The 25,852-nt window shown below is 41.8% G+C and carries 19 protein-coding genes; 6 read left to right on the forward strand and 13 right to left on the reverse strand.

Going from position 1 to position 25,852, the window contains the following annotated elements:
• Nucleotides 1-286 precede the first annotated feature (286 nt).
• The 3 genes from carB to mdh form a co-directional block, all read right to left on the reverse strand.
• A complete protein-coding gene (gene carB / locus E2H97_RS14985) occupies nt 287-3,502 on the reverse strand; it encodes a carbamoyl-phosphate synthase large subunit (protein WP_133407880.1) in 3,216 nt (1,071 codons plus the stop codon).
• 18 nt (nt 3,503-3,520) lie between these two features.
• The gene (gene carA, locus E2H97_RS14990; protein WP_133407881.1) at nt 3,521-4,663 is read right to left on the reverse strand and encodes a glutamine-hydrolyzing carbamoyl-phosphate synthase small subunit; all 1,143 of its coding nucleotides are present in this window, start codon (nt 4,661-4,663) and stop codon (nt 3,521-3,523) included.
• A 298-nt stretch (nt 4,664-4,961) separates the two neighbouring features.
• Complete coding sequence (gene mdh / locus E2H97_RS14995; RefSeq protein ID WP_133407882.1) at nt 4,962-5,897, reverse strand: malate dehydrogenase; 936 nt, start codon at nt 5,895-5,897, stop codon at nt 4,962-4,964.
• 320 nt (nt 5,898-6,217) lie between these two features.
• Here mdh and argR point away from each other — a divergent pair, with 320 nt between their 5' ends.
• The gene (argR, locus tag E2H97_RS15000; RefSeq protein WP_425466811.1) at nt 6,218-6,685 is read left to right on the forward strand and encodes a transcriptional regulator ArgR; all 468 of its coding nucleotides are present in this window, start codon (nt 6,218-6,220) and stop codon (nt 6,683-6,685) included.
• Nucleotides 6,686-6,744: 59 nt separating this feature from the next.
• Here the strand turns inward: argR and E2H97_RS15005 are convergent, their stop codons facing one another.
• On the reverse strand, nt 6,745-8,589 hold the full coding sequence (locus E2H97_RS15005; protein ID WP_246029010.1) for an aspartate:alanine exchanger family transporter: 1,845 nt from the start codon (nt 8,587-8,589) through the stop codon (nt 6,745-6,747).
• 252 nt (nt 8,590-8,841) lie between these two features.
• Nucleotides 8,842-9,786 (reverse strand): Dyp-type peroxidase, encoded by a 945-nt coding sequence (locus tag E2H97_RS15010; RefSeq protein ID WP_133407884.1) that lies wholly within the window; start codon nt 9,784-9,786, stop codon nt 8,842-8,844.
• 415 nt (nt 9,787-10,201) lie between these two features.
• Here E2H97_RS15010 and E2H97_RS15015 point away from each other — a divergent pair, with 415 nt between their 5' ends.
• The gene (locus tag E2H97_RS15015; RefSeq protein WP_133407885.1) at nt 10,202-12,286 is read left to right on the forward strand and encodes a M13 family metallopeptidase; all 2,085 of its coding nucleotides are present in this window, start codon (nt 10,202-10,204) and stop codon (nt 12,284-12,286) included.
• A gap of 108 nt (nt 12,287-12,394) precedes the next feature.
• Nucleotides 12,395-12,793: an SMI1/KNR4 family protein gene (locus E2H97_RS15020; protein ID WP_133407886.1), complete on the forward strand. Its 399-nt coding sequence runs from the start codon at nt 12,395-12,397 to the stop codon at nt 12,791-12,793.
• A gap of 37 nt (nt 12,794-12,830) precedes the next feature.
• On the opposite strand, the gene E2H97_RS15025 is transcribed toward E2H97_RS15020, so the two are convergent.
• From E2H97_RS15025 to E2H97_RS15050, 6 genes are all read right to left on the reverse strand, one after another.
• Entirely contained in the window at nt 12,831-13,598 is a 768-nt protein-coding gene (locus E2H97_RS15025; RefSeq protein WP_133407887.1) for a hypothetical protein, read from the reverse strand.
• 129 nt (nt 13,599-13,727) lie between these two features.
• Entirely contained in the window at nt 13,728-14,858 is a 1,131-nt protein-coding gene (locus E2H97_RS15030) for an ISAs1 family transposase (RefSeq protein WP_133408585.1), read from the reverse strand.
• A 100-nt stretch (nt 14,859-14,958) separates the two neighbouring features.
• On the reverse strand, nt 14,959-17,676 hold the full coding sequence (locus E2H97_RS15035; protein WP_133407888.1) for a hypothetical protein: 2,718 nt from the start codon (nt 17,674-17,676) through the stop codon (nt 14,959-14,961).
• 141 nt (nt 17,677-17,817) lie between these two features.
• Nucleotides 17,818-18,483 carry a hypothetical protein gene (locus E2H97_RS15040; protein WP_133407889.1) on the reverse strand — a complete coding sequence of 222 codons (666 nt, stop codon included), beginning with the start codon at nt 18,481-18,483 and terminating at the stop codon, nt 17,818-17,820.
• Between the two features lie 70 nt (nt 18,484-18,553).
• Nucleotides 18,554-20,392, reverse strand: a complete 1,839-nt coding sequence (locus tag E2H97_RS15045) for an alkaline phosphatase family protein (RefSeq protein WP_133407890.1) — start codon at nt 20,390-20,392, stop codon at nt 18,554-18,556.
• Between the two features lie 14 nt (nt 20,393-20,406).
• Entirely contained in the window at nt 20,407-21,984 is a 1,578-nt protein-coding gene (locus tag E2H97_RS15050; RefSeq protein WP_133407891.1) for an alkaline phosphatase, read from the reverse strand.
• A gap of 299 nt (nt 21,985-22,283) precedes the next feature.
• On the opposite strand from E2H97_RS15050, the gene E2H97_RS15055 reads away from it, so the two are divergent.
• The gene (locus E2H97_RS15055) at nt 22,284-22,736 is read left to right on the forward strand and encodes a hypothetical protein (RefSeq protein ID WP_133407892.1); all 453 of its coding nucleotides are present in this window, start codon (nt 22,284-22,286) and stop codon (nt 22,734-22,736) included.
• A gap of 83 nt (nt 22,737-22,819) precedes the next feature.
• Nucleotides 22,820-23,320: a DUF4447 family protein gene (locus E2H97_RS15060; RefSeq protein WP_133407893.1), complete on the forward strand. Its 501-nt coding sequence runs from the start codon at nt 22,820-22,822 to the stop codon at nt 23,318-23,320.
• 148 nt (nt 23,321-23,468) lie between these two features.
• On the opposite strand, the gene E2H97_RS15065 is transcribed toward E2H97_RS15060, so the two are convergent.
• Nucleotides 23,469-24,095 carry a glutathione S-transferase family protein gene (locus E2H97_RS15065; RefSeq protein ID WP_133407894.1) on the reverse strand — a complete coding sequence of 209 codons (627 nt, stop codon included), beginning with the start codon at nt 24,093-24,095 and terminating at the stop codon, nt 23,469-23,471.
• 58 nt (nt 24,096-24,153) lie between these two features.
• On the opposite strand from E2H97_RS15065, the gene rsuA reads away from it, so the two are divergent.
• Nucleotides 24,154-24,846: a 16S rRNA pseudouridine(516) synthase RsuA gene (rsuA, locus tag E2H97_RS15070; protein WP_133407895.1), complete on the forward strand. Its 693-nt coding sequence runs from the start codon at nt 24,154-24,156 to the stop codon at nt 24,844-24,846.
• A gap of 45 nt (nt 24,847-24,891) precedes the next feature.
• Here the strand turns inward: rsuA and E2H97_RS15075 are convergent, their stop codons facing one another.
• The gene (locus E2H97_RS15075; protein WP_133407896.1) at nt 24,892-25,836 is read right to left on the reverse strand and encodes a DUF4097 family beta strand repeat-containing protein; all 945 of its coding nucleotides are present in this window, start codon (nt 25,834-25,836) and stop codon (nt 24,892-24,894) included.
• Nucleotides 25,837-25,852 lie beyond the last annotated feature (16 nt).

Consider the following 25,852-nt stretch of genomic DNA (forward strand, 5'->3'; position numbering starts at 1 on the left):
CATAACATTCATTAAAAAAGCGAGTCTATTACTGACTCACTTTCCCACTCAAAACTACAGAAACCAAACATTAAGCTGAGCCAATGTAGAATTAGCCTGTTATTTAGACTAATTCAAGTGCTAATTGGTTCAAACTTAAGTTAAATTCAGCTTTAAGCTGATATATGTAGCTAGTATGATCCCTAATTGGAGTTTTTGCTGAAAATATAAACAAAAAAGGCTGCAATATTGCAGCCTTTTTAACATTTAATGCTTGTTTAAAATCAATTTTCAAACAAGAAGATATTTAGATATTCTCATGAATTTCTTGTACTGAACGTACTGTCTTACGCTCATCTACATTGTGTGAAATACACGCTGCAAATGCGGCATTCAGGGTTGTAGTGTAGTTCACCTTATGACGTAATGCTGCACGGCGTAACTGACGAGAGTCTTCAATCGCTTGACGACCTTCAGTCGTGTTTACCATGTAGCTGTATTCACCATTCTTAATACGGTCAAGAATATGCGGACGACCTTCATGTACTTTGTTCACTAAACGTGGATTAATACCGGCTTCACCCAGAACCACAGCCGTACCATGAGTCGCATCTAGCTCGTAGCCTAACTTAATAAGCTGTGCCGCCAGCTCTACCACACGCTCTTTATCGCTGTTACGAACAGAAAGCAGTGCACGACCCGACTTAGGTACGTCAGATGTCGCACCTAAACAGGCTTTTGCATAAGCCTCAGCAAAGGTTTCACCTGTGCCCATTACTTCACCGGTTGAGCGCATTTCAGGACCAAGCAATGGGTCAACACCCGGGAACTTGTTGAATGGCAGAACCACTTCTTTCACTGAGTACATGCTTGGGATCACTTCTTTCGTAAACCCTTGCTCTGCCAAAGATTGCCCCGCCATTACACGTGCTGCGATTTTCGCTAATGGAACACCAGTCGCTTTAGACACAAACGGAACTGTACGAGCCGCACGCGGGTTAACTTCAATCATGTAGATTTCGTTATCTTTAACCGCGAACTGAACATTCATTAGACCCACTACACCCAGCTCCAATGCAAGCTTACGAACATACTCACGCATTTGTGCTTGGATTTCTTGGCTTAAGCTGTACGGCGGTAATGAACAACCTGAGTCACCAGAGTGAACCCCTGCTTGCTCGATGTGCTCCATAATGGCGCCAACAACCACATCTTTACCGTCAGAAACCGCATCAATATCAACTTCAATCGCGTTATCTAAGAAGTAGTCTAGAAGCACTGGCGAGTCATTCGATACACGAACCGCTTCATTAAAGTAACGCAGTAAATCGTCTTGGTCGTAAACGATCTCCATTGCCCGACCACCCAATACGTATGATGGACGAACCACTAACGGATAACCGATACGCTCAGCGGCATGAACGGCTGCTTCAACTGTGGTTACCGTGTCATTTTCAGGCTGCTTTAGACCCAGTTCTTTAATGGTTTCTTGGAAGCGCTCACGGTCTTCGGCGCGGTCAATTGCATCTGGGCTGGTACCAATGATGGGAACGCCTGCTTCTTCTAACGCTTTCGCTAGCTTAAGTGGCGTTTGACCACCGTATTGAACAATCACGCCTTTTGGATTTTCAACACGCACGATTTCCAATACGTCTTCAAGCGTTACTGGCTCAAAGTACAAGCGATCGGAAGTGTCATAATCCGTTGATACGGTTTCAGGGTTACAGTTCACCATAATGGTTTCGTAACCATCTTCGCGCATCGCCAATGCCGCATGTACACAGCAGTAATCGAACTCAATACCTTGACCAATACGGTTTGGACCACCACCCAGCACCATGATTTTTTCACGATCGGATGGGTTCGCTTCACACTCTTCTTCATAGGTTGAATACATGTAAGCGGTATCGGTCGCAAACTCAGCTGCACAAGTATCAACACGCTTGTATACAGGCAGTACACCTAAACGGTTACGAAGTACACGGATATCGTTATCAGAAACTCTTAATAACTCAGCAATTCGAGCATCCGCAAAACCTTTACGCTTCAATTTACGTAAGAAGGTTTCATCAAGCTCAGTCACTGACATGTCTTGAAGTTCAGATTCAAGTTTGATCAGCTCTTCAATTTGCACCAAGAACCAATGATCAATACCCGTTAGTTTGTAGATAGCATCGACGGATAGGCCAATACGGAAGGCATCAGCTACATACCAAATACGTTCAGCTCCAGGCTCTTGTAATTCGTGACGAATTTTAGAAATCGCATTTTTATCATCTAAGTCGATGATTGGGTCAAAGCCATTTTTACCCACTTCAAGCCCGCGTAATGCTTTTTGCATCGACTCTTGTAGAGTACGACCAATCGCCATCACCTCACCAACAGACTTCATCTGAGTCGTTAGACGATCATTGGCGCCTGCAAATTTTTCGAAGTTAAAACGAGGAATTTTGGTAACAACATAGTCGATTGATGGTTCAAATGACGCTGGCGTGCGACCACCAGTAATGTCATTCGATAATTCATCTAGAGTGAAACCAACCGCTAACTTGGCGGCGATTTTTGCAATCGGGAAACCAGTCGCTTTAGAAGCTAGAGCCGATGAACGAGATACACGAGGGTTCATCTCAATGATCACCATACGACCGTCTTTCGGGTTGATACCAAACTGTACGTTCGAACCACCGGTTTCAACACCAATTTCACGAAGTACTGCAAGCGATGCATTACGCATCAATTGGTATTCTTTATCGGTCAGGGTTTGAGCTGGCGCAACAGTGATTGAGTCACCCGTATGAACGCCCATCGGGTCGAAGTTTTCAATCGCACACACAATGATACAGTTGTCATTGCGGTCACGAACCACTTCCATTTCGTACTCTTTCCAACCGATGAGTGATTCATCGATCAATAGCTCATTGGTTGGTGACAGCTCGAAACCTTTTGAACAAATTTCTTCAAATTCTTCACGGTTATAAGCAATACCGCCACCAGTGCCCCCCATAGTAAATGAAGGGCGGATGATACATGGGAAACCCACTTGCTCAAGCACTTGATAGGCTTCGTCCATGGTATGAGCGATATCAGCACGTGGGCACTCTAAACCAATACTCTTCATGGCTTTGTCGAAACGGCTGCGATCTTCTGCCTTATCGATCGCATCGGCGGTTGCACCGATCATTTCAACATTGAACTCTTCAAGTACGCCTTTTGCTTCAAGTTCAAGCGCACAGTTCAAAGCCGTTTGACCACCCATGGTTGGTAGAACCGCATCAGGTCTTTCTTTGGCAATAATATTGCGAACCACTTCCCAGTGGATTGGCTCGATGTAGGTAGCATCGGCCATTTCAGGATCGGTCATGATGGTGGCTGGGTTAGAGTTCACCAGAATGACTCGGTAGCCTTCTTCTCGTAATGCTTTACAAGCTTGTGCGCCTGAATAATCAAATTCACACGCTTGACCGATGACAATCGGTCCCGCACCTAAAATTAAGATACTTTTTATGTCTGTACGTTTTGGCATTTCTCGGCTACCCCAGAGTTACAGCTTTTGTTGAAGGTGGTTTTCAATCAGTTCGATAAAGTGATCGAACAAAGGTGCGCAATCATGCGGTCCCGGACTTGCTTCAGGGTGACCTTGGAAGCTAAATGCAGGCTTATCCGTTAAGTGGATCCCTTGTAGCGAGCCATCAAATAGCGACTTATGTGTCACTTTGATGTTACTTGGCAAACTGGCTTCATCCGCAGCAAAACCGTGGTTTTGGCTGGTGATCATTACCGTGCCTTTATCGGTATCACCCACAGGATGGTTAGCACCATGATGACCAAACTTCATCTTCAATGTTTTGGCACCTGAAGCTAACGCCAATAATTGGTGGCCTAAACAAATTCCAAATACTGGGATTTCAGTTTTTAAGATTTCTTGAATCGCTTCAATGGCGTAATCGCATGGCTCAGGGTCACCAGGACCATTCGATAAAAACACACCATCGGGATTCATGGCTAACACTTCGCTTGCAGGTGTTTTAGCTGGAACCACTGTGACATCACAACCACGGTCAACTAACATTCTTAAAATGTTGCGCTTTACACCATAGTCATATGCTACAACTTTATACTTAAGTTCCGACTCAGGTGTATCACTGGGTAAGCCTCCCACCAAGCGCCAGCTTCCACTGCGCCATTGATACGTTGAGTCCGTAGTAACTTCTTTGGCTAAGTCCATGCCTTTTAAGCCAGGGAACGCTTTTGCTTCTGCAAGCGCTTTATCGCTGTCATCACCAACTAAAATACAACCTGCTTGAGAGCCTTTTTCACGTAAAATACGGGTTAGCTTACGCGTATCTATATCGGCTATGCCTACGACGTTATTGCTTTTAAGGTAATCACTGAGAGATTGTTGATTGCGGAAGTTACTGGCGAGAAGAGGAAGATCACGAATGATTAAGCCAGTGGCATGAATGTTATCTGATTCTGTATCTTCTGAGTTAGTGCCGGTATTTCCAATGTGGGGGTATGTAAGAGTGACGATTTGACGAGAATAAGAAGGGTCCGTTAATATTTCTTGGTATCCTGTCATCGAAGTGTTAAAAACGACTTCTCCGACCGAAACACCTGAAGCACCAATTGATGTGCCGGTAAAAACGGTTCCATCTTCGAGTACGAGTAAGGCAGACTGTGTCAACACGACCTCCGAAAGAGCCAAGTTACTGAAATTCAATGTTTTTTATTAATAAACTCCTTACCAAAAAATCATAAATACTGAAATTTTGGCAAATTGCGCAGATTCTACATGAGAAATGTGACCAAATCTACATTTGCAAAAAGCCTTTATTGACCAAGATCACATATCCTAAAACACAAAATTGCAATCAAATTCAATAACATGGTAGGGATTGGTTTGTTTTAGTGAATTATCTTTTTTTTTCGGCACAAAAAAAGCGAAGCACGTAGCTTCGCTTTTCTTGTATCAAATCGTTAAATTATTTTACAAATTCAACGCCGATTTTGATATCACCTTTTAAGGTATCAAGCATAGAGTCACGAGCTTCAGCTTCAAAAGCACTGACTTCGCCGTATGATAATACTTCTTCTACGCCGTTTTTACCCAGACGAACAGGTTGTGCGAAGAACTCAGCGTGCTCACTACCGCCTTCAACATACGCGCACTCGATTACGTTTTCTTCGCCTTGAAGACCGCGTACAAGAGATAAACCGAAACGACATGCCGCTTGACCCATAGATAGAGTCGCACTACCGCCACCGGCTTTCGCTTCTACTACTTCAGTACCTGCATTTTGAATACGCTTAGTCAAAGCAGCCACTTCTTCATCAGAGAAAGTTACACCTTCAACTTGAGAAAGTAGAGGAAGAATGGTTACACCACTGTGACCACCAATAACATTGATCTTCACATCTTCTGGCTTAAGACCTTTAGCTTCTGCAACAAAAGTTTCAGAGCGGATAACGTCAAGAGTGGTTACACCGAATAGACGGTTTTTATCATATACACCTGCCTGTTTAAGTACTTCAGCAGCAATCGCAACGGTAGTATTTACAGGGTTAGTGATCACACCAACAAGTGCTTTAGGGCAAGTTGCAGCCACTTTCTCGATTAGGCTGCGAACAATACCTGCGTTGATGTTGAATAGATCAGAGCGATCCATGCCTGGCTTACGTGCAACACCAGCAGAAATCAATACTACATCAGCACCTTCAAGTGCTGGAGTTGGGTCTTCACCCGCGAAACCCTTTACTTCAACGTCCGTTGGAATGTGGCTTAAATCAACCGCAACACCTGGGGTTACTGGCGCGATATCATATAAAGATAGCTTTGAGCCAGAAGGTAATTGAGTTTTTAATAGTAGGGCAAGAGCTTGGCCGATACCGCCAGCCGCGCCTAGTACAGCAACTTTCATAATTGTCTCCGATGATTCGCAGGATTTGTGATCTTGGTCAAATTAGTGCGGCAACCTTACTGGAATGTGATTTAAATTTCAATAAAGCTGTGAAACAAGTCATAAGATTTATGTAGAAGGAATGGCAACTCAAAATACTACTTTTAAAGGGGTTTCAGCTAAGTTGTAAACTTGTGTTTCCTCTACTTCCAAGTGCATTTTTATGCACCTTTATGCAGTTTGTTTGACACTATAATTGGCAGTATGCAAAAATTCGTTTACTTCGAATGTATCAAGAACGGGATGTTTACGGTTCATTCTCTGATAAAAAAGACATCATTATGACTATTAAAAATCAAAACGAATTAGTAAAAGCATTCAAGAGCTTATTAAAAGAAGAACGCTTTGGATCTCAAGGTGAAATTGTCAATGCACTTCAAGCTGAAGGCTTTAACAACATTAACCAATCTAAGGTATCTAGAATGCTGAGTAAGTTTGGCGCGGTTAGAACCCGTAACGCTAAACAAGAAATGGTATACTGCCTTCCTGCAGAACTCGGCGTTCCGACAGCGGGTAGCCCACTAAAAAACTTAGTATTAGATGTAGACCACAATGAGTCAATGATTGTGGTTAGAACCAGTCCTGGTGCAGCTCAACTTATCGCACGTCTTTTAGATTCAATCGGTAAGCCAGAAGGTATTTTAGGCACCATCGCTGGTGATGATACGATTTTTATCTGCCCAGCTCACCTTGCTGATATGAGCTCTACACTAGAGACTGTTAAATCTTTATTTAATTACTCTGAGTAACCCCAAGTGTATATGCAGAGTTACACCGCTCTGCATATGTCATTTTCCCTTATGTGAAATTACGAAAATACCATCGCAATATAGCCAAGAATTAAAACTAAGGCTGACGTTAACGCATAAGGAACAGGGTAACCAATAGCCGCAATGGCACTTTTCGATATATCTTGAATTCCATTCAGTCCCGGTGTGCTGTTACGTGATCCTGCACAGGTTCCAGCCAGAATCACAGGATTCATCTTACGAATATAGTAACCGTAAAGCCAAGAAATAAACGGCGGGATCAAAGCTCCAGCTAATCCAAGCAGAGCAATCCAGATAATGACACTTCCCTGAAAAGAGTTAAGAATTTTAGGCCCTACTGAAGAAGCCAACACAGCAACAAAAAATGAAAGACCAATATCATTCATAAATGAACGAGCACCTTCGCTTGTTGGACCACCAAAATTAGGGTTACGTGTTCGTAGCCAAGAAACAAAAATGCCCATCAACATACAGCCAGCAGACGTGCCAAGCGCAAACGGAATATTTTTTATGGTTAAGCTGAAGTGACCTATGAGATAGCCAATCGTCAACGCTATCGACATAAACGAAACCTCAGTATATGAACTCTCCACGACAGGCTTTCCTTCTAAGGTTTTTGCTACTCGATTGATACAAGCCTCTGGGCCGATTAATCGGATAACATCTCCCGTTTCGACAACCGTATCAGGTAAATGATGTTCTGGAACGCCTGAGCGGAACAAGGCTTTTACACTCACTCCAAACCCTATTTCTTCCTCTAATTCCAGTAAGGTTTTTCCGTGAACGGATTTAGCACCAATATGAATATCAGCAACCTCAATGGCAACACTGCGTACTCGGGGTTCATCCACTTCATTACCAGTGACTTCGCTCTCTTTCAGCAAGTCACTATATTCCCCCATAATGCCAATGATATCGCCTATCTTAAGCACCGAATCATCATTAGCCTCAATAAGTTGCTCACCTCTTAAAATTTTAACTACGCTAGCATTCGGGTTGTTTTGGTGTATCACTGATAATGGCTGATTAGTCAGCTCTGAATGATCCACTCGATAAGAACGAATTTGCAGATCAGAAAGTCCTAATTTGGATGAACCCGATGTGCCTGGAAGCGCTTCTTTATCACTGCCAAATGATGCCTCAGCATCTTTAGCCGACTTAACTGGATCATGACCAAACATGGTCGGTAAATATTTGATCAGTAAAATGATGAATACAGAGGAGAGAACATAGCTAATGGCGTACCCAGCAGCCATATTAGCTCCAACCACATCGGCAGTTAACCCATCAGGCATTTTATAAGCGCCACTGGAAATTGCACTTTGTGCCACGCCCATTACGGCTGTTACGGTATAGCTACCTGAGATAATCCCAGCCGCATAGCCTGGAGCCAAACCGACCAGTTTTGCACCTAAGAAAACAATTAAAAAATTACTGAATACCGTGATTAGCCCAATAACAAAAAAGTCCCAGCCTCCCCGTTTAAATCCGGAAAAAAATTGAGGACCGACTTTCATCCCTAACGCATACATAAACATCATCAATGCGATATCTTCTACTAAACCGGGAATATGAAACGTCATCCCGTACAAGGTCTTAGCGGTAAACGAAATGGCAATACCAACGATTAAAGTACCCGCCGTAGCACCAAGACTGATCCCACATAGGCTCAATCGACCGAGAGGATAACCCATCGCTAATGCCAAAAATAAATAAGCAAATGGATTATGACTTAACCAAGCAAAGGTATAGCTTCCTGTTGACGTATCAGCCGCATAAGCATTTGAGCAGATAAGAAATAATCCACTAAAAACGAGAGTCAAAATAGACGCATTACAGAGGCAAGCTTTTTTAGGCGTGTTCAACATTTCAGCTTCTCCCATTGATAAATGACGAAGTATAGATAAACGATTTGTAAAGCTTAGATGTGAATCAAGAGTTATGTAGAGGAGTTTGCTTAAGTTTTAAATCTCATACTTATATTTATTAGAAACACTTATGAGAAATAACAGAAAGATGTTTAGCTGATAATTTAGAATATTTGGTGATATTGATGACGGTTCAAACCACAAAGATTAAGCATTTCAAATCGTTCTCGAAACACTTAACCTTCTGTATTTATCGAATATAAAAGTCTAATAAGTTTCTACTGCAGCATCTAATAAAAAATCTAGTGATGGTGCAAAAAATGAAGATCCCGTCAAAGCTTGAGTAAAGCGCAACAAGTGATCGCTATGCCCGTGTTCATCACCTTTAACCATACTGTGGAGCATAGCTTCAAAGTGTGTCGGAGTATGACAAACAGAAATAAACATCAATCCTTGCTGACGTAATGAACCATAAGGCATGCTTTGTCTTAGAATTTCTTTGCTCTTGCCCTGTTCATCTTTTAGATTCACTCTTTTAATATGACTGCTCGGCAATTTATCTTCAGAAGCGTATTCAACATCATCTTGCTTGGTTCGCCCAATAATGTCTTCTTGTTCTTTTTGCGCAAGACCATGCCATTGTTTGAGTTTATGAGCGTATTTTTGTACGTGAACATAACTGCCTGATTGAAAGCGTGGTTCTTCTTCGCCAACCAAAGCCACTTGTTGTCGCTGGCGGCCTTTAGGGTTTTCGGTACCATCAACAAAACCAGTGAGATCACGACTGTCCATGTAACGGAAGCCACGCTCTTCATCCACCAGCTCGACTAAACCTTCTAGCATTTGATTGATTTCATTAGCCACCAAATGCAACACATCATAGCGGTCACAACGGATATGAAAAAATAAATCAAACTCGATGGCAGGAGCGTAAAAATCTTGATGCTGAACAGCTGGAAATGGGCGTAATAGAGCAGGTCGTTCATCAGGATAAAGACTGTCCCAATAATTGGCGCCAATCGCTAAAAAGCCATTGAATGCACTGTCTGCATATTGATCGGTTAGCTCATAGAGATACTGAGCCACCGAAGCAAGACAAGGTCTAAGTTGAGCTTCTACATTATCTTCTGCGTTATACATCAAATAAATGCTGTGCAGATTTCCCTCTGCACAAATTCCCAATTGCTCCCTTGGCATTTTTCCCATTTCCATTCGTTACTCCCCTAATGCAATCATGGTAAACAAATCTTTAAATTAGTTCACGATTTATCTACAAAAAATAGAAGTTTAGGATCATTGTATGTTGACCAAAAATTCGCTAGTTTTACAGTGCAAATACTAGGGGCTGTTTATCTTTCAGGATGAAATTTTGTGCTATATGAGCGCTTTTCTGTTCAAGGCGTGGGCAATGAAGCTTAGCATTCTAAGTAAATTGCTCACAACACAGAACAGGTAGCGCTCATAAGCATCGAAGACAGCGTAAATTGGTCATTTCTGCTGCGTTATCGCTAGTTTATGTGGTGCAACCACACTTCACAAGCTCCGCCTTGCATAAAATAACCAATTTATCGCTGCAAAAATCATCTCGAAAGATAAACTGCCCCTAACCAGTTCTTAGGAAAATTCAATGAAAAAACTCCTTCTAAGCAGCATCACACTTTCAATAATATTAAGTTTAACAGCCTGTACAAATGATAAGGCGACGAGCTCTCAATCGCCATCACCGTCATCTAATACTTTGAACCAGAACAAACCAGTTTTGACTTCTGGTATCGATTTTAAAAACTTTGACCGAAGCGTTCGTCCTCAAGATAACTTTTATCTTTATGTCAACGGCACTTGGCTCAAAGACGCTAAGATCCCAAGTGATAGAACCAGCATCGGTGCGTTTTACGATTTAAGGGAACACGCGAGAGATGACGTTAAGGCGATTATTGAAAATGTTGCCCAGCAATCAAACTTAAAAAGCGGCTCTGACGAGCAAAAGGTAGCGGATTTATATCGCTCTTACATGGATACTCAGCGCTTAAACTCACTCGGATTATCGCCAATTGTATCGCAGTTTAGTGCGATTAAAGCGATTCACAATAGAAATCAATTAGTGGCGTATTTTGCTCGAAGCCAAATCCAAGGTGGCGCAAGTCCGATGGCATTTTACATCGATGTCGATGCCAAAAACTCCAGTCGTTACGCCACTCATATTTGGCAATCAGGTTTAAGCCTGCCAAACAGGGACTATTATCTCGATAAAACCAAACGCTTTACCGACCTTCGTCGAGCTTACCTCAAACACGTTCAGAAAATGTTTGAACTCGCCAAACTACCCAACCCAAGCCAAAGTGCTAAAACCGTGTTATCACTAGAAACCGCAATAGCCAAACTGCATTGGGATAAAGTCAAAACTCGTGACAGCACCAAAACGTATAACCTATATCAAACTCGAAATTTAACTAAACTTGCGCCACAAATCCCATGGAGCCTTTACCTCAAAACAATGGGAGCAGATAAGCAAAAAGACATCATTATCAATCAACCCAGCTTTATCGCTGGTCTTGGCAAGCTTATTCAATCTCGAAACCTTAACGATTGGAAAGTCTATCTAACTTGGCAAACACTCTCAGGTTCGGCCAGCTTATTGTCCGATCCCTTTGTAAAAGAGAACTTCAACTTTTTCTCTAAAACCTTAAACGGTCAAGAAGCCCAAGAGCCTCGTTGGAAGCGAGGTGTTTCAGTGGTCAACGGTTTACTCGGCGAAGTTGTAGGCAAGGTTTATGTCAAACAGCACTTTAAACCAGAAGCTAAAGCCAGAATGGAGCAATTGGTTGAAAATCTGCGCGATGCTTATGGCAGCAGTATTGATGATCTCACTTGGATGAGCGCCACAACAAAAGCCGCAGCACGTGACAAGCTGGCTAAGTTCACGCCTAAAATTGGTTATCCCGATAAGTGGAAGAATTACAGTAAGCTCGTCATTAAAGAGAATGATCTCGTTGGCAATGCTCGCAGAGCCGCCATGTTCAATCATCAAAAAGATCTCGATAAATTAGGTAAGCCCGTTGATCGCAGTGAATGGTTTATGACGCCACAAACCGTTAATGCTTACTACAACCCAACCATGAACGAAATCGTCTTTCCTGCGGCAATTTTGCAGCCACCATTCTTCAATATGGCGGCGGATGACGCGGTGAATTATGGTGGCATTGGTGCGGTTATTGGTCATGAAATGGGACATGGTTTTGATGATCAAGGGGCGAAATACGATGGCGACGGTAACTTAAAAAATTGGTGGACACCTCAAGATCTAACCGAGTTCCACAAACGCACCAAGCAATTGGTGGATCAATTTAACGGTTATTACGTATTTAAAGACTTGCACGTGAATGGAAAACTGACCTTAGGCGAAAACATTGGTGATCTCTCTGGTATTACCATCGCTTACAAAGCCTACAAAAAGTCTTTGAACGGTAAACCTGCACCCATCATTGATGGCTTAACGGGCGATGAACGCTTCTTTATTGGTTTCACACAAATTTGGCGAGCCAAATTTAAAGAAAAAGCCGCACGAAATCGTGTCGCTACCGATCCCCATTCTCCACCAGAGTTTCGTTCATTAGGCGCACTATCTAATTCACCTGCTTTCTACAAAGCCTTTGATGTAAAACCGGGAGATAAAATGTATCTTCCACCAAGTAAACGCGTCAAAATTTGGTAATCCTGTATCAAAGCCGTACTTGTTACGGCTTTTTTTTGCTAAACCGTTATCGGAATGATAGCTTTGCTGCCAATATGCAAAAATCAATAACACCGATATTCGCAACCTATGAATGATATTTTAGAAAAATTGCAGCAACGCAACCAGCAAACCACCTTTCCACTTGAGTTACCAACCTTTGAACAGTTGGTTGAAATTGAAGAGCAAATTTTAATCCCACTTCCTCAAGATTTAAAAAGCTATTTACTAGAAGGCAGCGACGTTTTATTTGGTCATATTGAACCCGTCACCGCTGCCGACCCATCAACACACACATATTTACCTGAAGTCACCAGCTACGCATGGTCTATCGGTTTGCCCAGAGAAATGATCGCCATTTGCCAGCAAGGGGATGATTTTTACTGTATCGACCAAATGGGACAAGTCCATTTTTGGAGAGATGGCAGAATGACCGCTCAATGGGAAACCCTTTGGGACTGGATTGAAGAGGTTTGGTTGGAAGAGTAGAACAGTAATGCCTTCGTTAAGGAGGCATGTTCATTTATCAGCTTGCTTTTTGAAAATTTCTTTTAGTCAAATCAGCTCGTGCAATATCAATCGGTGAAAAATAGATACACCAATTCTTTTCTGCATTACGGTTTTGCAAAGCTAAATATATTTTACTCTCAAGTTCCACTTTATGCGTTTCCCAATTAAAATCTTGCCAATGCCAACACCCGTAATTACTGTCAAAGAAATATAAATCCCCCGGTAATTCATCTTTAGTCACCTTGCGCTCACGCTTTCTAGGCACATAAACCAAAGTACTTGCATGACAATCATCTATAACACTTAACAAATTATGTCTACGTAGCTTATTCAGTACTTTTTGCTTGTCAAAAACAGGAGCTGAGTGTGCCGAGTCTCCTCTTGAAGTCACCACACCATTAACATAATTCACCAGTTTCGAATATGCCCCTGGTTCTTCATCACTATGATAACGGCGGGGCTCAGTGTAAAAATCAAATTGATTAACTTGATAGAAATTTACTCTATCAGGCAACGATGAATGTGTCATATCATACTTCTGCAACTTGAATACCATATCCATTGGTTCATCATGGCTAGAGGCATAGCGCGCAAACTCAATATTCAAGCCAGCACACACTCCTTTTTGCTGTAGCCCTGCATCATCTCGCGTCATTTGGCTCTGCTTAAATGGCATAAAATCTATTTTAGTTAATCGCTTGGGCCTTAAAGTAGGGAACGATGGTTCCATCACTTGTTTTTCTTCTGAGGATGAAAGTTCAGGTAACGCGATGAATCGCTGCATCTCCATGGCTAAGCTTGGATTTTGTGCTGCGGCTTGTTTTAATTGAGTTAAGCTCGGCTGAGGAAGCAGTTTTCGAACGAGTAATGCAAAAATTGATTGGAATAATGCTGGGTGAGCGCCACGGAAAGATTACGAAAGCTCTTGCCCTGCAAGGACTTGAGCTAGGTAACTTGTACTCATTGCTGCTTTCTTTTGCTTTCTCTTTAAACCGGCTTTAAAGGTTGTTTCTTTATTGAGTAAATTCAGCGCTACATGACGTATGTTTGAAAACACTTCTGGTGCTTCACCTCGTCGTATACGACAATCATCCTCTCGCATCGCAACATCCAATTTCCAGTGAAGCTTATTTTCTATATGCCAATGCGACCTTACAGCTTCAGCAAACTTCTTCGGCGTTAATTTAGCTGAGCTAATGAAGTATCGAATTGTAGCGTCTGTGGGAACTTCACCTTCGTTATTTCTAAAGGAAATACTGATTCCCAATGTTTGTAGCCCTGGCCATTCAAAGCCTAAATCAACAAACTCTCCAAAAGTTTCACAGGTTATGTGCATTCGAGTTTCTTCACGCCCGTGTGCCTTTTCGTTTGTTGTAAAATATTCACCATTCCATTTCTGAAGTTTATCCATAGAGAAATGTTTGATAAAGGTTTCTTCTAAGCGCTTATGATTACCTTTTACTGCAAGCAAGTAGTCGGCATTTTTATCTAAGATTGTTTGAGCTATTTGCTTCTGACAGCCCATTGCATCAATGGTTACAATGCAACCTCTAATGTCTAATAGTTTTAGTAACTCTGGGATTGCTGTAATTTCGTTAGACTTTTCAGCCGTTTTTATTTGTCCAAGCACGACATTATTCGCTGTAGAAAAAGCACTCACCATATGAATAGGGCCAAGCCGCTTTGCTTTGTTATATGAACGACGAACGGTCTTACCGTCAATGGCGACAACATCGCCTTTAGTCACTTCATGACAAGCTTGCATCCAATCAATAAAACATTGTTGGAACTGCTTTGCACTAATGCTGCTAATCACTCTGGCAATGGTATCGTGAGCGGGAATTCCATTATCAAAATCTCCATAATTCTGAAGCCAGTCAAGTCGTTCATGACCGAAGTCTTCAACTTCTTCCCAACCTTCAGCACCAGCAATAACACCACAAATGGTGAGTAGCAAAATATCTGTTAGCTTGTGATCAATCTTCCAGTCCTGTCGTGGGTCTCTGATTGTAGAAAGTTGTTGAATCAAATCATGGCCGTTCATAAGAAATCTCATACTCTAAAAAGAAGTATAAGATCACAGTGAGATATAAAAGAAAAGCTAAATTTCTAAATCTGCGGAAAACTAGCTGTGACGGGGTGTTTCATGATCTTTCCCTAGGGTGAGCGCTGGCAATTGCTAACCACTGTTCAGCGCTAAGTCCAACCAATTGACCTTCGTCTACTGATTGAATGATCCCTTGAGCTACAACATCGTATTTTTTACTCAACTCAAATAATTGCCCAAGGGTTAGCTCGCAACGGTGTCGGGGAGAATTTAATAGATGGATCGCAAATGATTTATAGCATGACGCTAATCGAGATAAGTCCGAATAAGAAAGTGAACGAGTAAAGGTGTCACAGTTTAGAAGGAGTTCAAGCTCTTTTTCAGTATACCTAATTTGAGTCATCTTATCAGTTATATCACTACTAGTGATATAACCCAGTTCAATCCCTTTGATCATTAGCTCTGTTGAAAATAACCAAGAATTTTTGGCAACGTTAGGATCAATATTTCTCTGAAACACTCCCCTTATAGCCACTTCATGTTTATCCCACATGTCATGGATAACTAAAATCCGGCATACTTGCTCTTCGGTTAATTGTCGTGCCAAGGATACAAACTGGGGGTTGAACAATAAAGAGTGGGCAAATACAACTCTACTGGTAGCCAAAGCATATAAGCTTTGCTTATTCACAAATTCCCACCGCTCTGGATGATTCAATAGCTCATAGCCAGCTTCAAGACTATTGAGCTCAATTTGTTGTTCTGAACCTTCAACGGTATGTTCAGCAAATAACTCTGGCCACTGCTTTAATTGACGTCTTAATTCTAACCGTTTTTCAGGTGTGGCGGCACAAATCATTGTCTTAGCCAGACTACGATTATACTTAGCCGCTTTGAGTAATTGAGCCTCATCCAATTCGTGAGGTAACTCTGGGTGAGAAGATAACGCACACCATGAACAACTTGCTTTAATTTGCTCCTCACTGACACCCAAATCTTGTAATTGGCGACCATATTGACAAACTAAGTAGTCCTTTTCTTCTTCCCCTTTCGCTGAAAATATTCTTTTTACAACAGCTTCTGTTACAAGGTCGGGCTGTTGGATCAATATCTGACATAACAAGCGCTCAGTATCTTCATGCGCCAAAGCAAACGGTAAAACTTTTTGTGCCCGCTCAGCAGAATCACAAAGAAACACTAATGCTTTTTTCCACTGAGTTTGCTCCTCCATTGTCAGCTCAGAAAAATGCCGCTTAGCTTTCTCAAACTCTTTCCACATTTTTTTCATTAAATTAGGATGCTTCATAGCCACTTTAGCTCGCCAAGCGTGGCTTTTTTCAGGGAAAGTTTTGAAGTAATGCTCAGCAAGTGTTTTGTGTTTTGCACATATTTGAGCAAGCGTTTTATGTGCTAATTCATCTCTTTTAGCGATAGTAAAAACTTGTTTTCTGGCCTCTGGTAAGCGCACGGCAATCAAACATAACTCTTTATATGAAAAAATCTCATGTTTACAGAGAGCTTCGAGTTCAGAGGTACTCATTCGTAAACAACAAACCATTAATTGGCGACGAGCACTTTGGTAAGTGTGGACAGATTTCACATTATGCGCTGTTTTAAGAGGCTCTGGTAAACGGGTACGCTGATAGTCTAAAAAATGTTGACTGACATGCTGGTCACCCACAGCATCAACCAAATTCCCCCCGACTTTTGCTTCATCACTAAGGCAATAAAATGGCATTGCAATTTGCCAATTTCGGCACAAACCCGTTCTCACGAGTTGGTACAATAATGCTTGATGCTTGGGGATTAGATTTAACGGTTTAGGGAACAATTTTTCTATGATATGGAAACTCAGCTCCATACATTGCCTTAACTCTAAATTTCTCTCGATATTCTGTGCTTCATCAGAACAGTCATCGTATTCTATAAATTCAAAATGTTGTTCCATTTTATCGAGCATGAACTCGAGTAATTGAAAGTAGTAAACTTGCGCAACTTCATGACTATCTGAAAAAGCAGAATCAAGCAGTTCATAAGCCGAACAGTAATCAGCCACACACTGTTTATCAAAATCTCTCTCCAAACCAGAAAGCTTCATCCAATTTTCTTGATAAAAGGCTTGGGTTTCTTGCTCGGAAATTAAAGGGATAGGGCTCAGTGCTAGCTCTATCCATAATCCTCTTTGTTTTTGCAGTGATAATTGAGAGTTAAACAGCAAAGTTTGCAGCATGTTGCTTCTTAATTGTACATATTCAGCTGACGCATCAATACGTACACTTAAGTCCTGCAAAAATACTTTGTCGACAACGTCTGGAATATGGCTATGCCACCGCTTCAAGGATGCCATGCTGAGTAAAAAGTAATCCGAAAGCCGTATCTCAACCACTTCACTGAATGCTTGTATCACTAAAAAGTAATCGGCTTGATAAGTATCTGACTCAGAAAAGGTTTGCTCGAACACTGCACATAATGACTTTAACAATGGCTGATGAGTACACGAAAGAGGCAAGCCCATAAGCGAAACAATCTTTAATAGGTGAGTCGGCTCACGTTGAATTAACGCTTGTAATGCTTCACTTGGCAATGCCAAGAGATCATAAGGAATAGATTTCTGATCTGAGCTTAATTGCTCTTCAAAGGCTAATAACAGCCTCTCTTGTTCGATAATCTCCAGTTGTTTCCAATTATCTAACGACAAAGGCATAGCGAGATCACACCTATTTTCAGGGTAATCTGCTAAGTTTGTTTTATATTGGTGTTGTTGAGCTTCACCAATCTGAGTTGGACAATTTGTAGAACTACAAAGAGCTGTCATACACCGACTATCAATAAAAGCCTTACTGATAGTTTAGTTTTCGCAGGTGAAATAAAGGTTTTCTGAATATTAATTTCAGCTCATGGTTATCGGTACAAAGACCAAGCCAAATAAGGCTTTTAAAAGCTCACGCCTTGTAAATTAAAACCCTTGATTGATCATCTTAGATAAAAACTCATCAGATTCATTATCACCAATATCAGCATAATCAGTGGTTTTAAACTCGCCTCGTTGCTTAAAACGGCTTAGCACTTGTTTCTGCTCTGACACCAACTCAATTAACGTCCATTGATAGGTATTGCCTTTCTGCCCTAAAGTAAAAGATTTGGGTAATTGATAGTGCTCTAACCATTCGACTTTTTTCACCGTATTTGGAATGTGGTAATGACTCACTCGTGTGCAGCTGTTACCGCCTGTAGAAGATTTTTGATATTTCGCTAATCGCTTTGGCGTAAACACATGGTACAAGCGATTCCAATGTTGCTGTTTATTAGCGCTGCGGATTTCTTTACTTTGATATTCAATGCCACGTTTGAACTCATCAAAATAACGGGTTAATTGAAGAAACTCTTTAGAAGCATTAGGCGTTTTATACCAATATTCAGCAATTCGAGTTTGCGGATATTCATATAACACGGCGTTTTTATTACGCCATACGTTCACTTGTTTTGAGGTTTGTTTACCGTGTTTTACCTCGGAGACTTGATACTTGGCTCCAACAACTTCATGGTTGCTGCATATCTCTACGGCTTGAGCGGAACTGAAAGCCATGCCTGCTAGCAACAATACTGCTTGTATCTTTTTCATTGTTTTTCATCCATAAAAACGCCCACATATAGCGGGCGTTAACATACTATCTGCAATACAACTTATCAACTTAAGGTTTCAGTTTGGTTTCAGCCTTATTAATAAGATCGATAGCATGCTCCATTACATGGAAGATGATGCTTTGCTCATTGGTACCTGATACTAATTGCGCAGATGGACCTTTGGCATAAATACCCACATCCTCTCCCGCGTGAGTTTCACTGCCTCTTGGAACTGCGGCTTCTTGGTGGAAACCAGGTGTTGTAGTATCAACATCAGTCAAGTCTGCGCGACCGATATGAATATCTTGGTCATACCCTTCATCTGCATCAGTTTCAGCACCTAAGTTCATAAAGCCTCGACCATTGGTATAACCTAAGGTCGTATATGGTTTCTCATCAGCCGCTTTTGATGGTTCCGTTTTTCCAATACCGACCACTTTACCTAAGATTGGATTACCACGTTTAGGGTAACCCGCAATGGTAAATACATGGCTGTGATCCGCAGTAACAATGATTAAGGTTTCTTCTGGATTGGTCATGCGAACCGCTTTTTCAATCGCTTCTGAAAACTCAATGGTATCTTCTAACGCATTGTATGCGTTACCCGCGTGATGGCCGTGGTCAATGCGACCCGATTCGACCACCAGCATAAAGCCTTTGTCATTGTTATCTAATAGCTTGATCGCTTTTTCTGTCATTTCAGTTAATGACGGCTCACCCGCTTTATCGTTATGGCGATCTGCCTCATACTGCATGTGGCTTTCATTAAACAATCCAAAAATGCGCTCAGCGGTTTCAGGATTGATGGCTCGGAAGTCATCATCTTCAAACACATAATCGCCGTTTGGATATTTCGCTTTCCACTCATTGATTAGGTTACGACCATCAGTACGATCACCTTCAATAGCACTGCGTGCATCGGCTGAATTTGCTGCAGCATCTTTTGGTAAAAAATGACGACGACCACCGCCCATAACGACTTCTAAACCATCAACATCTAAACCGTCATAACGAGCTTCAAGGTTTTTCTCGAAGTTCACTAACTGTGATGCAATATCTTCACAATTAGTTTTGGCGTCAGCGTCTTTGATATCAGAAATGTCTTCCCAATTACGATCAGCCGATTTAGCATAAGTTGCCGCAGGTGTTGCGTGAGTGATACGTGCCGTAGAAATCACACCAGTGGAAAGACCAGCAATTTCAGCTAATTCAATGGCAGAAACTAATTCGTTTCCTTTAACGGTTGAACATTTTCCGCGCTCGATGTCTTCATCTACACCAAGAACACCTACGTCTGTTTTTACACCAGAAATCATAGCTGTCATGGTCCCAGCTGAATCAGGTGTTTGTGCGTCAACATTATAGGTTTTAGCTAAACCAGCAAACGGGAACTTATCAAAGCTAAGATTGTTTTCTTCGCCTTTCATGCCTTTGTTTTGACCGTCACGAATACGAGCTGCAGTAACGGTAGACACGCCCATGCCATCACCCACAAATAAAATGACATTTTTTGCTGCACCGCGCTCATTATTAGCATTCAGTGCCATTTGCTTAGCATCTTCAACACTCTTGGCGCTTTGAACATACCAAGCGTTGTTTTCATTGGTTAACAAATCTTTCGGGCTTAATGAGCTTTTAGCTGGATTACATTGATGGGTCGTTGAGCTGATTTCACTAGCGTCTAACTTACCATTGGCATTTTTATCCAAACCTGAATCAATTTGGAGACCACCATTGGCACAAACCGCATGCCCAGGTTGTACAACTGTCTGCAATACAAATGAACTTAAACCATTACTACCATTCTTGCCATCAGCACCGCTTTGGCCGTCTTTACCATCATCACCATTACAGGCTACAAGAGCTACTGAGGCTGCAAGGATGGAGATTTTTGTTAATAATTTCATCTTGGTGTCCTCGATTATTTGTCTAAGCCAAGCGCTTGATTGATGATGTGATAAACGTCGCTTTGCTCTACGACACCTTGGACTAACTGCGCTCCTGGGCCAGTCGCGTGTAAAGTAATGTCTTCGCCAGCATGGGTTTCACTGCTTTTAGGTACGGTTGCTTCTTGGTGGAAACCTGGTGTTGTGGTATCAATTGCAGACAAATCAACACGACCATCTTTATGAATGTCTTGACCATACCCCGCATCGGCATTCGTTTCGTCACCTAGGTTCATGTAGCCACGACCATTCGCGTAACCAAGCGTTGTATAAGGCTTGCCGTCAGCCGCTTTTGAAGGTTCAGTTTTGCCTACTGAAACCACTTTTCCTAGAATTGGGTTACCACGCTTTGGATAGCCCGCAATAGTGAACACATGGCTGTGATCCGCCGTCACTAAAATAAGCGTTTCTTCAGGGTTAGTATTTTCAACGGCTTTTTGAACGGCCTTAGCAAATTCAACCGTATCGTTTAAAGCGTTATAGGCGTTACCCGCATGGTGACCATGATCAATACGACCTGACTCAACCACTAACAGGAAACCGTCTTTATCCTTTTTAAGGAAATTAACTGCCGTTTCCGTCATTTCAGATAATGAAGGCTCACCCGCTTTATCATTCTTACGATCAGCCTCGTATTGCATGTGGCTTTCATTGAATAAACCAAAGACCTTACTCGCCTTAGCCACATCAATCGCATCAAAGCCTTTTTGATCCATCACATAAGTGCCTTGTGGGTATTTTTCTTTCCATTCAGTCACTAAGTTACGGTTATCGGTACGATCACCCTCTACTTCACTACGAGCATCGGCCGAATTTGCCGCTTTATCTTTTGGTAAAAAATGACGACGACCACCGCCCATCACAAAGTCGATACCATCAACATCAACGCCGAGATAACGCTTTTCAAGGTTCTTTTCAAAGTTAACTAACTGAGAAGCGATGTCTTCACATTTACCTTTTGCCTTTTCATCTTTGATATCTGAGATGTCTTCCCAGTTACGGTCAACCGATTTTGCGTAAGTGGCCGCAGGTGTTGCGTGAGTAATACGAGCAGTAGAAATAATGCCTGTAGATAACCCTTTGATTTCCGCTAACTCAACCGCAGTCGCCACTTGGTTGCCTTTGATGGTTTCACATTGACCACGAACCACGTCTTCATCAACACCAATCACACCAGCATCGGTTTTTAGGCCTGAAATCATCGCTGTCATCGTGCCCGCTGAATCAGGAGTCTGAGCATCTACGTTATAAGTTTTGACCAATGCAGTGTATGGGAATTTTTCAAAGCTTAGGTAACCTTCTTCACCCGGCTTGTTGTTCATTTGCCCTTCATAGATACGAGCCGCCGTGAGCGTTGACACGCCCATACCATCGCCCACAAACAAGATCACATTTTTGGCTTTTAATCCTGTTTTTAAGTTCAGCTTTTTAACCAATTGGTTTTGTCCATCCTTGTACCAATCGCTTTCCATTTGGTGCTTTGGCAATACAGCAGCGTGAGCTGATGCAGCAAAAGCCAATGCAGCGGGAACCATTACCCATTTCGCATTCATAATTTCATCCTATTACTGGTGAGTTTTAGAGCTAACGGGCAATAAGTTAAGCAGGCTATGTTGCAGTTATGAGAATGAAATATGAGATTTTAATAACAGAAATATGTATGAGCTCTTACACAAAAATGACAAAAGCAATTGCCTTCAAACTATAAGCACATTAAGTACGGCACAAAGAAAATGAATAATGCGAATGATAGTAAACACTTAAACCACAGTTAATGAACAATTGTTAACTGGTAAAAAATTCAAATATTGGGGTACTGTTCCATCAACATCACTCGGTTTAAATAAATCTTATGGCAACACAAGAATGTATGGATAGTAATAGAGTTGATTACGACTCTGCATCTACCCAACCTTTACTCCAAGAAAAATCACCAAATATTCAAGGTTATCAAGCGGTACCTGGTAAAGAATTTGATGCTAAAAAGGGTAGCGTACAGGTAGTTCACAGCAGTTATTTTAATTCTCCAGCGACAAACGACTCTACTCCTGAAAAGAGTAAATGTAGGAAAGTGGCTGAATACGGCTGTAAAGTTTCTCCTTTCGCTATTTGTATCACTTTGGGTATGCTGGCCTTAATTTTAATTCAAGATTTTGACAATCAACTTGGTCTTTCGGATCTCGCAGGTGAAGCAATTGGCGTAGCTGCATTTTTAATCGCTTTTATTATAGGCTTAGGTCTGACTGCATTAACATGGCAAGTTCCTTGTGATAGAGGTAATGCTAATAATTATTCAAGGGCGTAACCATTACAAACATTGAACATATACTCGTGCATATTCCTTTAGCACATGTATATAATGCCCCGTTTTCATAAGGGGTTATACCAATGGCAAATTTCGCATCTTTAAATGCAATTGAAGTACAAACACTTCGTCAATCTTTAGGTTTATCTCAACAACAAGTGGCTGATTTAACCAAGCAGCCTCTTGAGCAAGTACAAGCTTGGGAAAACGGTGAAGCAGCTATCGATCCTAGAGCTGAAAAAACCTTACTCGACATCGATGATGTCATTGAAATGCAAGTGCTGAACACTTGTGATGGCATTGAAGAGTTATTTAAAAAAGAACCTAAACGTCGTTTAGCGTTTGTGGTTTACCCTACTCAAGCGGTATACACCCAATATAACCCAGAGTTTTTAAGCTCATTACCACTAACAGAGCTATACAACACAGCTGCTTGGCGTATTAAAAAAGAATGTAAGCTCGTACTGGAAGTGGATGTAGCATTAGTATCCTTAGATGCTGAAGCATATAAAGCGTTTCGCGCTGATAATGGTTTATCTGAAAGTCGTGAAAGCCGCGCTAAATGGGCGGCAACTCAGTTGTAGAGCTATCGAGCACGAGAACAACAGTGTGAACGCCAACAGAAGCGCACGTCCATGTGCTGACGACCGTGACATCCTGTCACGGACGGTTGGCTTATCCCACCATTGTTCTCATTTGTTGGTATTATCCCTATCTTTATCAAGAAAAATATTAAGCCGGAATACTGGCTTTGGCTTTCTCTATCGCAGAATTCAAACTCGGTAATTGTTGCATTCTTTCATAAAAAGCGGTCAATTTAGGCGGTATTGTTTGCTCAAATACTTGTGCCCACAATAAGGTATGAGCCAGTAAAATATCGGCTACAGTCAATTCATCTCCTAACAAATAGTGACTGTCTGTTAACTTGTTCTCAGCCAGTTCTGCAGCCTTGTTAAACTCCCATATCGCCGTATTTTTCATCTCAGTAATTCGTATTTCAGCAGGTAATGCGAATCGGTGTTTCCCCATACTCCACAAAGGCTGCTCAAGCTCAGTAATGATAAAGCTCACCCATTCGTGATGTTTGGCAGACTCTTTCGTTCCTGCTTTCGGCAGTAGCTTCCCATTGCCATACTTTTCCGCAAGATAAAGGGCTATCGCAGCCGACTCGGTCAGCACAAAATCACCATCTTTGATCACAGGCATTTTGCCACTTGGGTTCATAGCAAGAAACTCTGGTGAACGATTATCACCTTTGGAAAAATCTAAGTAAGAGAATTCCCAATCAAGGTTTAATTCTTCCAGTATCCAAGAAACCCGTAACGCTCGACTTTTTGGTGTCCCGTATAATGTGATCATTCTTCGCTCCGTTCCGTGTTAAACTGCGCTTAGTTTTACCTTACCTTATCGAATTACTGTGCGTTTAGACAAATTTATCTGTGAAGCCACCGATCTTACTCGTAGCCAAGCCAAAAAAGCCCTTAAAACAGGTGACATTACTGTTGATGGCGAGGTCGTAAAAGATCCCAGTTTTAAAGTCAAAGAAGATATGGAAGTGTGCGTGGATGATAACCCGCTCACGGTTGTCACTGGTCGCTATATCATGATGAACAAGCCCATGGATACGCTGTGTTCTAATGTGGATGAAGTATATCCATCGGTGCTGAATTACCTCGACGTACCTAAAATCGACAAGCTCCATATTGCCGGACGATTAGATGCAGATACCACAGGCTTAATCTTGATCACCGATGATGGGCAGTGGTCTCATAAAATTACTTCGCCTAAAAAAGACTGCGGCAAGCGCTATTGGGTTGAAGTGGCTGATCCACTTACAGAAGAGCTTATCGACACCTTCGCAAAAGGCGTTGAACTAAGAAACGAAGATGGCTTAACCAAACCCGCGCAGTTAGAGATATTAGATGAAACGACTTGCCTGCTTACTATCACTGAGGGTAAATACCACCAAGTGAAACGTATGTTTGCCGCTGTTGGTAATAAAGTCATTGGCTTACATCGTGAAGCGATTGGTCATATCGAATTAGACGAAGAACTCGAAGTTGGCGAATGGCGTTATTTGTCAGATGAAGAAGTGGCTTCTGTCGGTTAAGAAAAATTTAACGGTCGCTCATGATAGAGCGACCTCATTTCTTTATTATTTCTTGCTAACGGTTAATTCACCACTAATGGTACTCATACGTACTGAGCCAGCTCCCTTTCCAGTCGAAAAATCAATCGATTCAGAGTTGGTATAACGGCTACGTTTTGGCTTATCATCTGTTAGGTGATTATTGATATCGCCGCCCGGACCACCGTTAATAGAAAAACTGCTGTTAGGCATGCTGTAAAAATGTAAGTCGATATCACCACTCACGCTTTTGCCGCGAACTTTATCTACGTTACCCGACAAACGAACATTCACATCACCGCTAACGGTTTTTACATCTAACTTGGTGACCTTAGGGAAATCGACATCAATGTCCCCTGAAACCGTTTGCACTTCGATGCTTTCACCGTTATTTTCCGCTTTTAAGTTACCGCTGACCAAGCTGTAAATCACTTTGGCTTGGCTATCCGAGTCTGTGATTTCACCTGAAATCGAGTTGATTTTAGCGCTGCCTGTTAACGCTTTTAACTTAATTTCACCTGAAACCGTATTGATTTCAATATCACCGCTAAGCTTGCTCGCTTTGACATCTCCGCTAACACTGCCAACGCTGATTTCACCTTTAGCATTAGACACTTGATAATCCGCGCTGACGCCTTCTGCATCTAAGTTCAAGCTTGCAGGTACGGTTATCACTAATTGACTACCCTTTCTATCAGATCCATTTAAACGCTTAGGGATCTTATCTTCTATCTGAATATGCTTACCATCGCGTTTGAATATGAAGCCCTCACTTTTTTCATCAAGGGTTCCTTTCACCATCACTTGGTTTTTATTCCAAGTCTTGATTTCCACATTTCCGCGTTTCACATTGATATCAATATGAGGATTGGTTGAAACGTCCAAGGTTTTATTGACCGCTTTTCCAGCCATTGCTGATAAGGAAGCCAAGCTTACCGTTATTGCTAAAAGCCCTATTTTTACTAATTTCATCGTATCTTCCTTTCAT

The sequence above is a fragment of the Parashewanella tropica genome (assembly GCF_004358445.1).
Taxonomy (GTDB): Bacteria; Pseudomonadota; Gammaproteobacteria; order Enterobacterales; family Shewanellaceae; genus Parashewanella; species Parashewanella tropica.

What these genes read in the sequence shown, in the direction of transcription:
- argR (WP_425466811.1), top strand. Translation starts at nt 6,218, where the DNA reads ATGACTATTAAAAATCAAAACGAATTAGTAAAAGCATTCAAGAGCTTA.
- E2H97_RS15020 (WP_133407886.1), top strand. Translation starts at nt 12,395, where the DNA reads ATGAATGATATTTTAGAAAAATTGCAGCAACGCAACCAGCAAACCACC.
- E2H97_RS15005 (WP_246029010.1), bottom strand. Translation starts at nt 8,589, where the DNA reads ATGGGAGAAGCTGAAATGTTGAACACGCCTAAAAAAGCTTGCCTCTGT.
- carB (WP_133407880.1), bottom strand. Translation starts at nt 3,502, where the DNA reads ATGCCAAAACGTACAGACATAAAAAGTATCTTAATTTTAGGTGCGGGA.
- E2H97_RS15060 (WP_133407893.1), top strand. Translation starts at nt 22,820, where the DNA reads ATGGCAAATTTCGCATCTTTAAATGCAATTGAAGTACAAACACTTCGT.
- E2H97_RS15025 (WP_133407887.1), bottom strand. Translation starts at nt 13,598, where the DNA reads ATGCAGCGATTCATCGCGTTACCTGAACTTTCATCCTCAGAAGAAAAA.
- E2H97_RS15075 (WP_133407896.1), bottom strand. Translation starts at nt 25,836, where the DNA reads ATGAAATTAGTAAAAATAGGGCTTTTAGCAATAACGGTAAGCTTGGCT.
- E2H97_RS15010 (WP_133407884.1), bottom strand. Translation starts at nt 9,786, where the DNA reads ATGGAAATGGGAAAAATGCCAAGGGAGCAATTGGGAATTTGTGCAGAG.
- E2H97_RS15035 (WP_133407888.1), bottom strand. Translation starts at nt 17,676, where the DNA reads ATGACAGCTCTTTGTAGTTCTACAAATTGTCCAACTCAGATTGGTGAA.
- E2H97_RS15065 (WP_133407894.1), bottom strand. Translation starts at nt 24,095, where the DNA reads ATGATCACATTATACGGGACACCAAAAAGTCGAGCGTTACGGGTTTCT.
- E2H97_RS15045 (WP_133407890.1), bottom strand. Translation starts at nt 20,392, where the DNA reads ATGAAATTATTAACAAAAATCTCCATCCTTGCAGCCTCAGTAGCTCTT.
- mdh (WP_133407882.1), bottom strand. Translation starts at nt 5,897, where the DNA reads ATGAAAGTTGCTGTACTAGGCGCGGCTGGCGGTATCGGCCAAGCTCTT.
- E2H97_RS15055 (WP_133407892.1), top strand. Translation starts at nt 22,284, where the DNA reads ATGGCAACACAAGAATGTATGGATAGTAATAGAGTTGATTACGACTCT.
- E2H97_RS15030 (WP_133408585.1), bottom strand. Translation starts at nt 14,858, where the DNA reads ATGAACGGCCATGATTTGATTCAACAACTTTCTACAATCAGAGACCCA.
- E2H97_RS15050 (WP_133407891.1), bottom strand. Translation starts at nt 21,984, where the DNA reads ATGAATGCGAAATGGGTAATGGTTCCCGCTGCATTGGCTTTTGCTGCA.
- E2H97_RS15015 (WP_133407885.1), top strand. Translation starts at nt 10,202, where the DNA reads ATGAAAAAACTCCTTCTAAGCAGCATCACACTTTCAATAATATTAAGT.
- E2H97_RS15040 (WP_133407889.1), bottom strand. Translation starts at nt 18,483, where the DNA reads ATGAAAAAGATACAAGCAGTATTGTTGCTAGCAGGCATGGCTTTCAGT.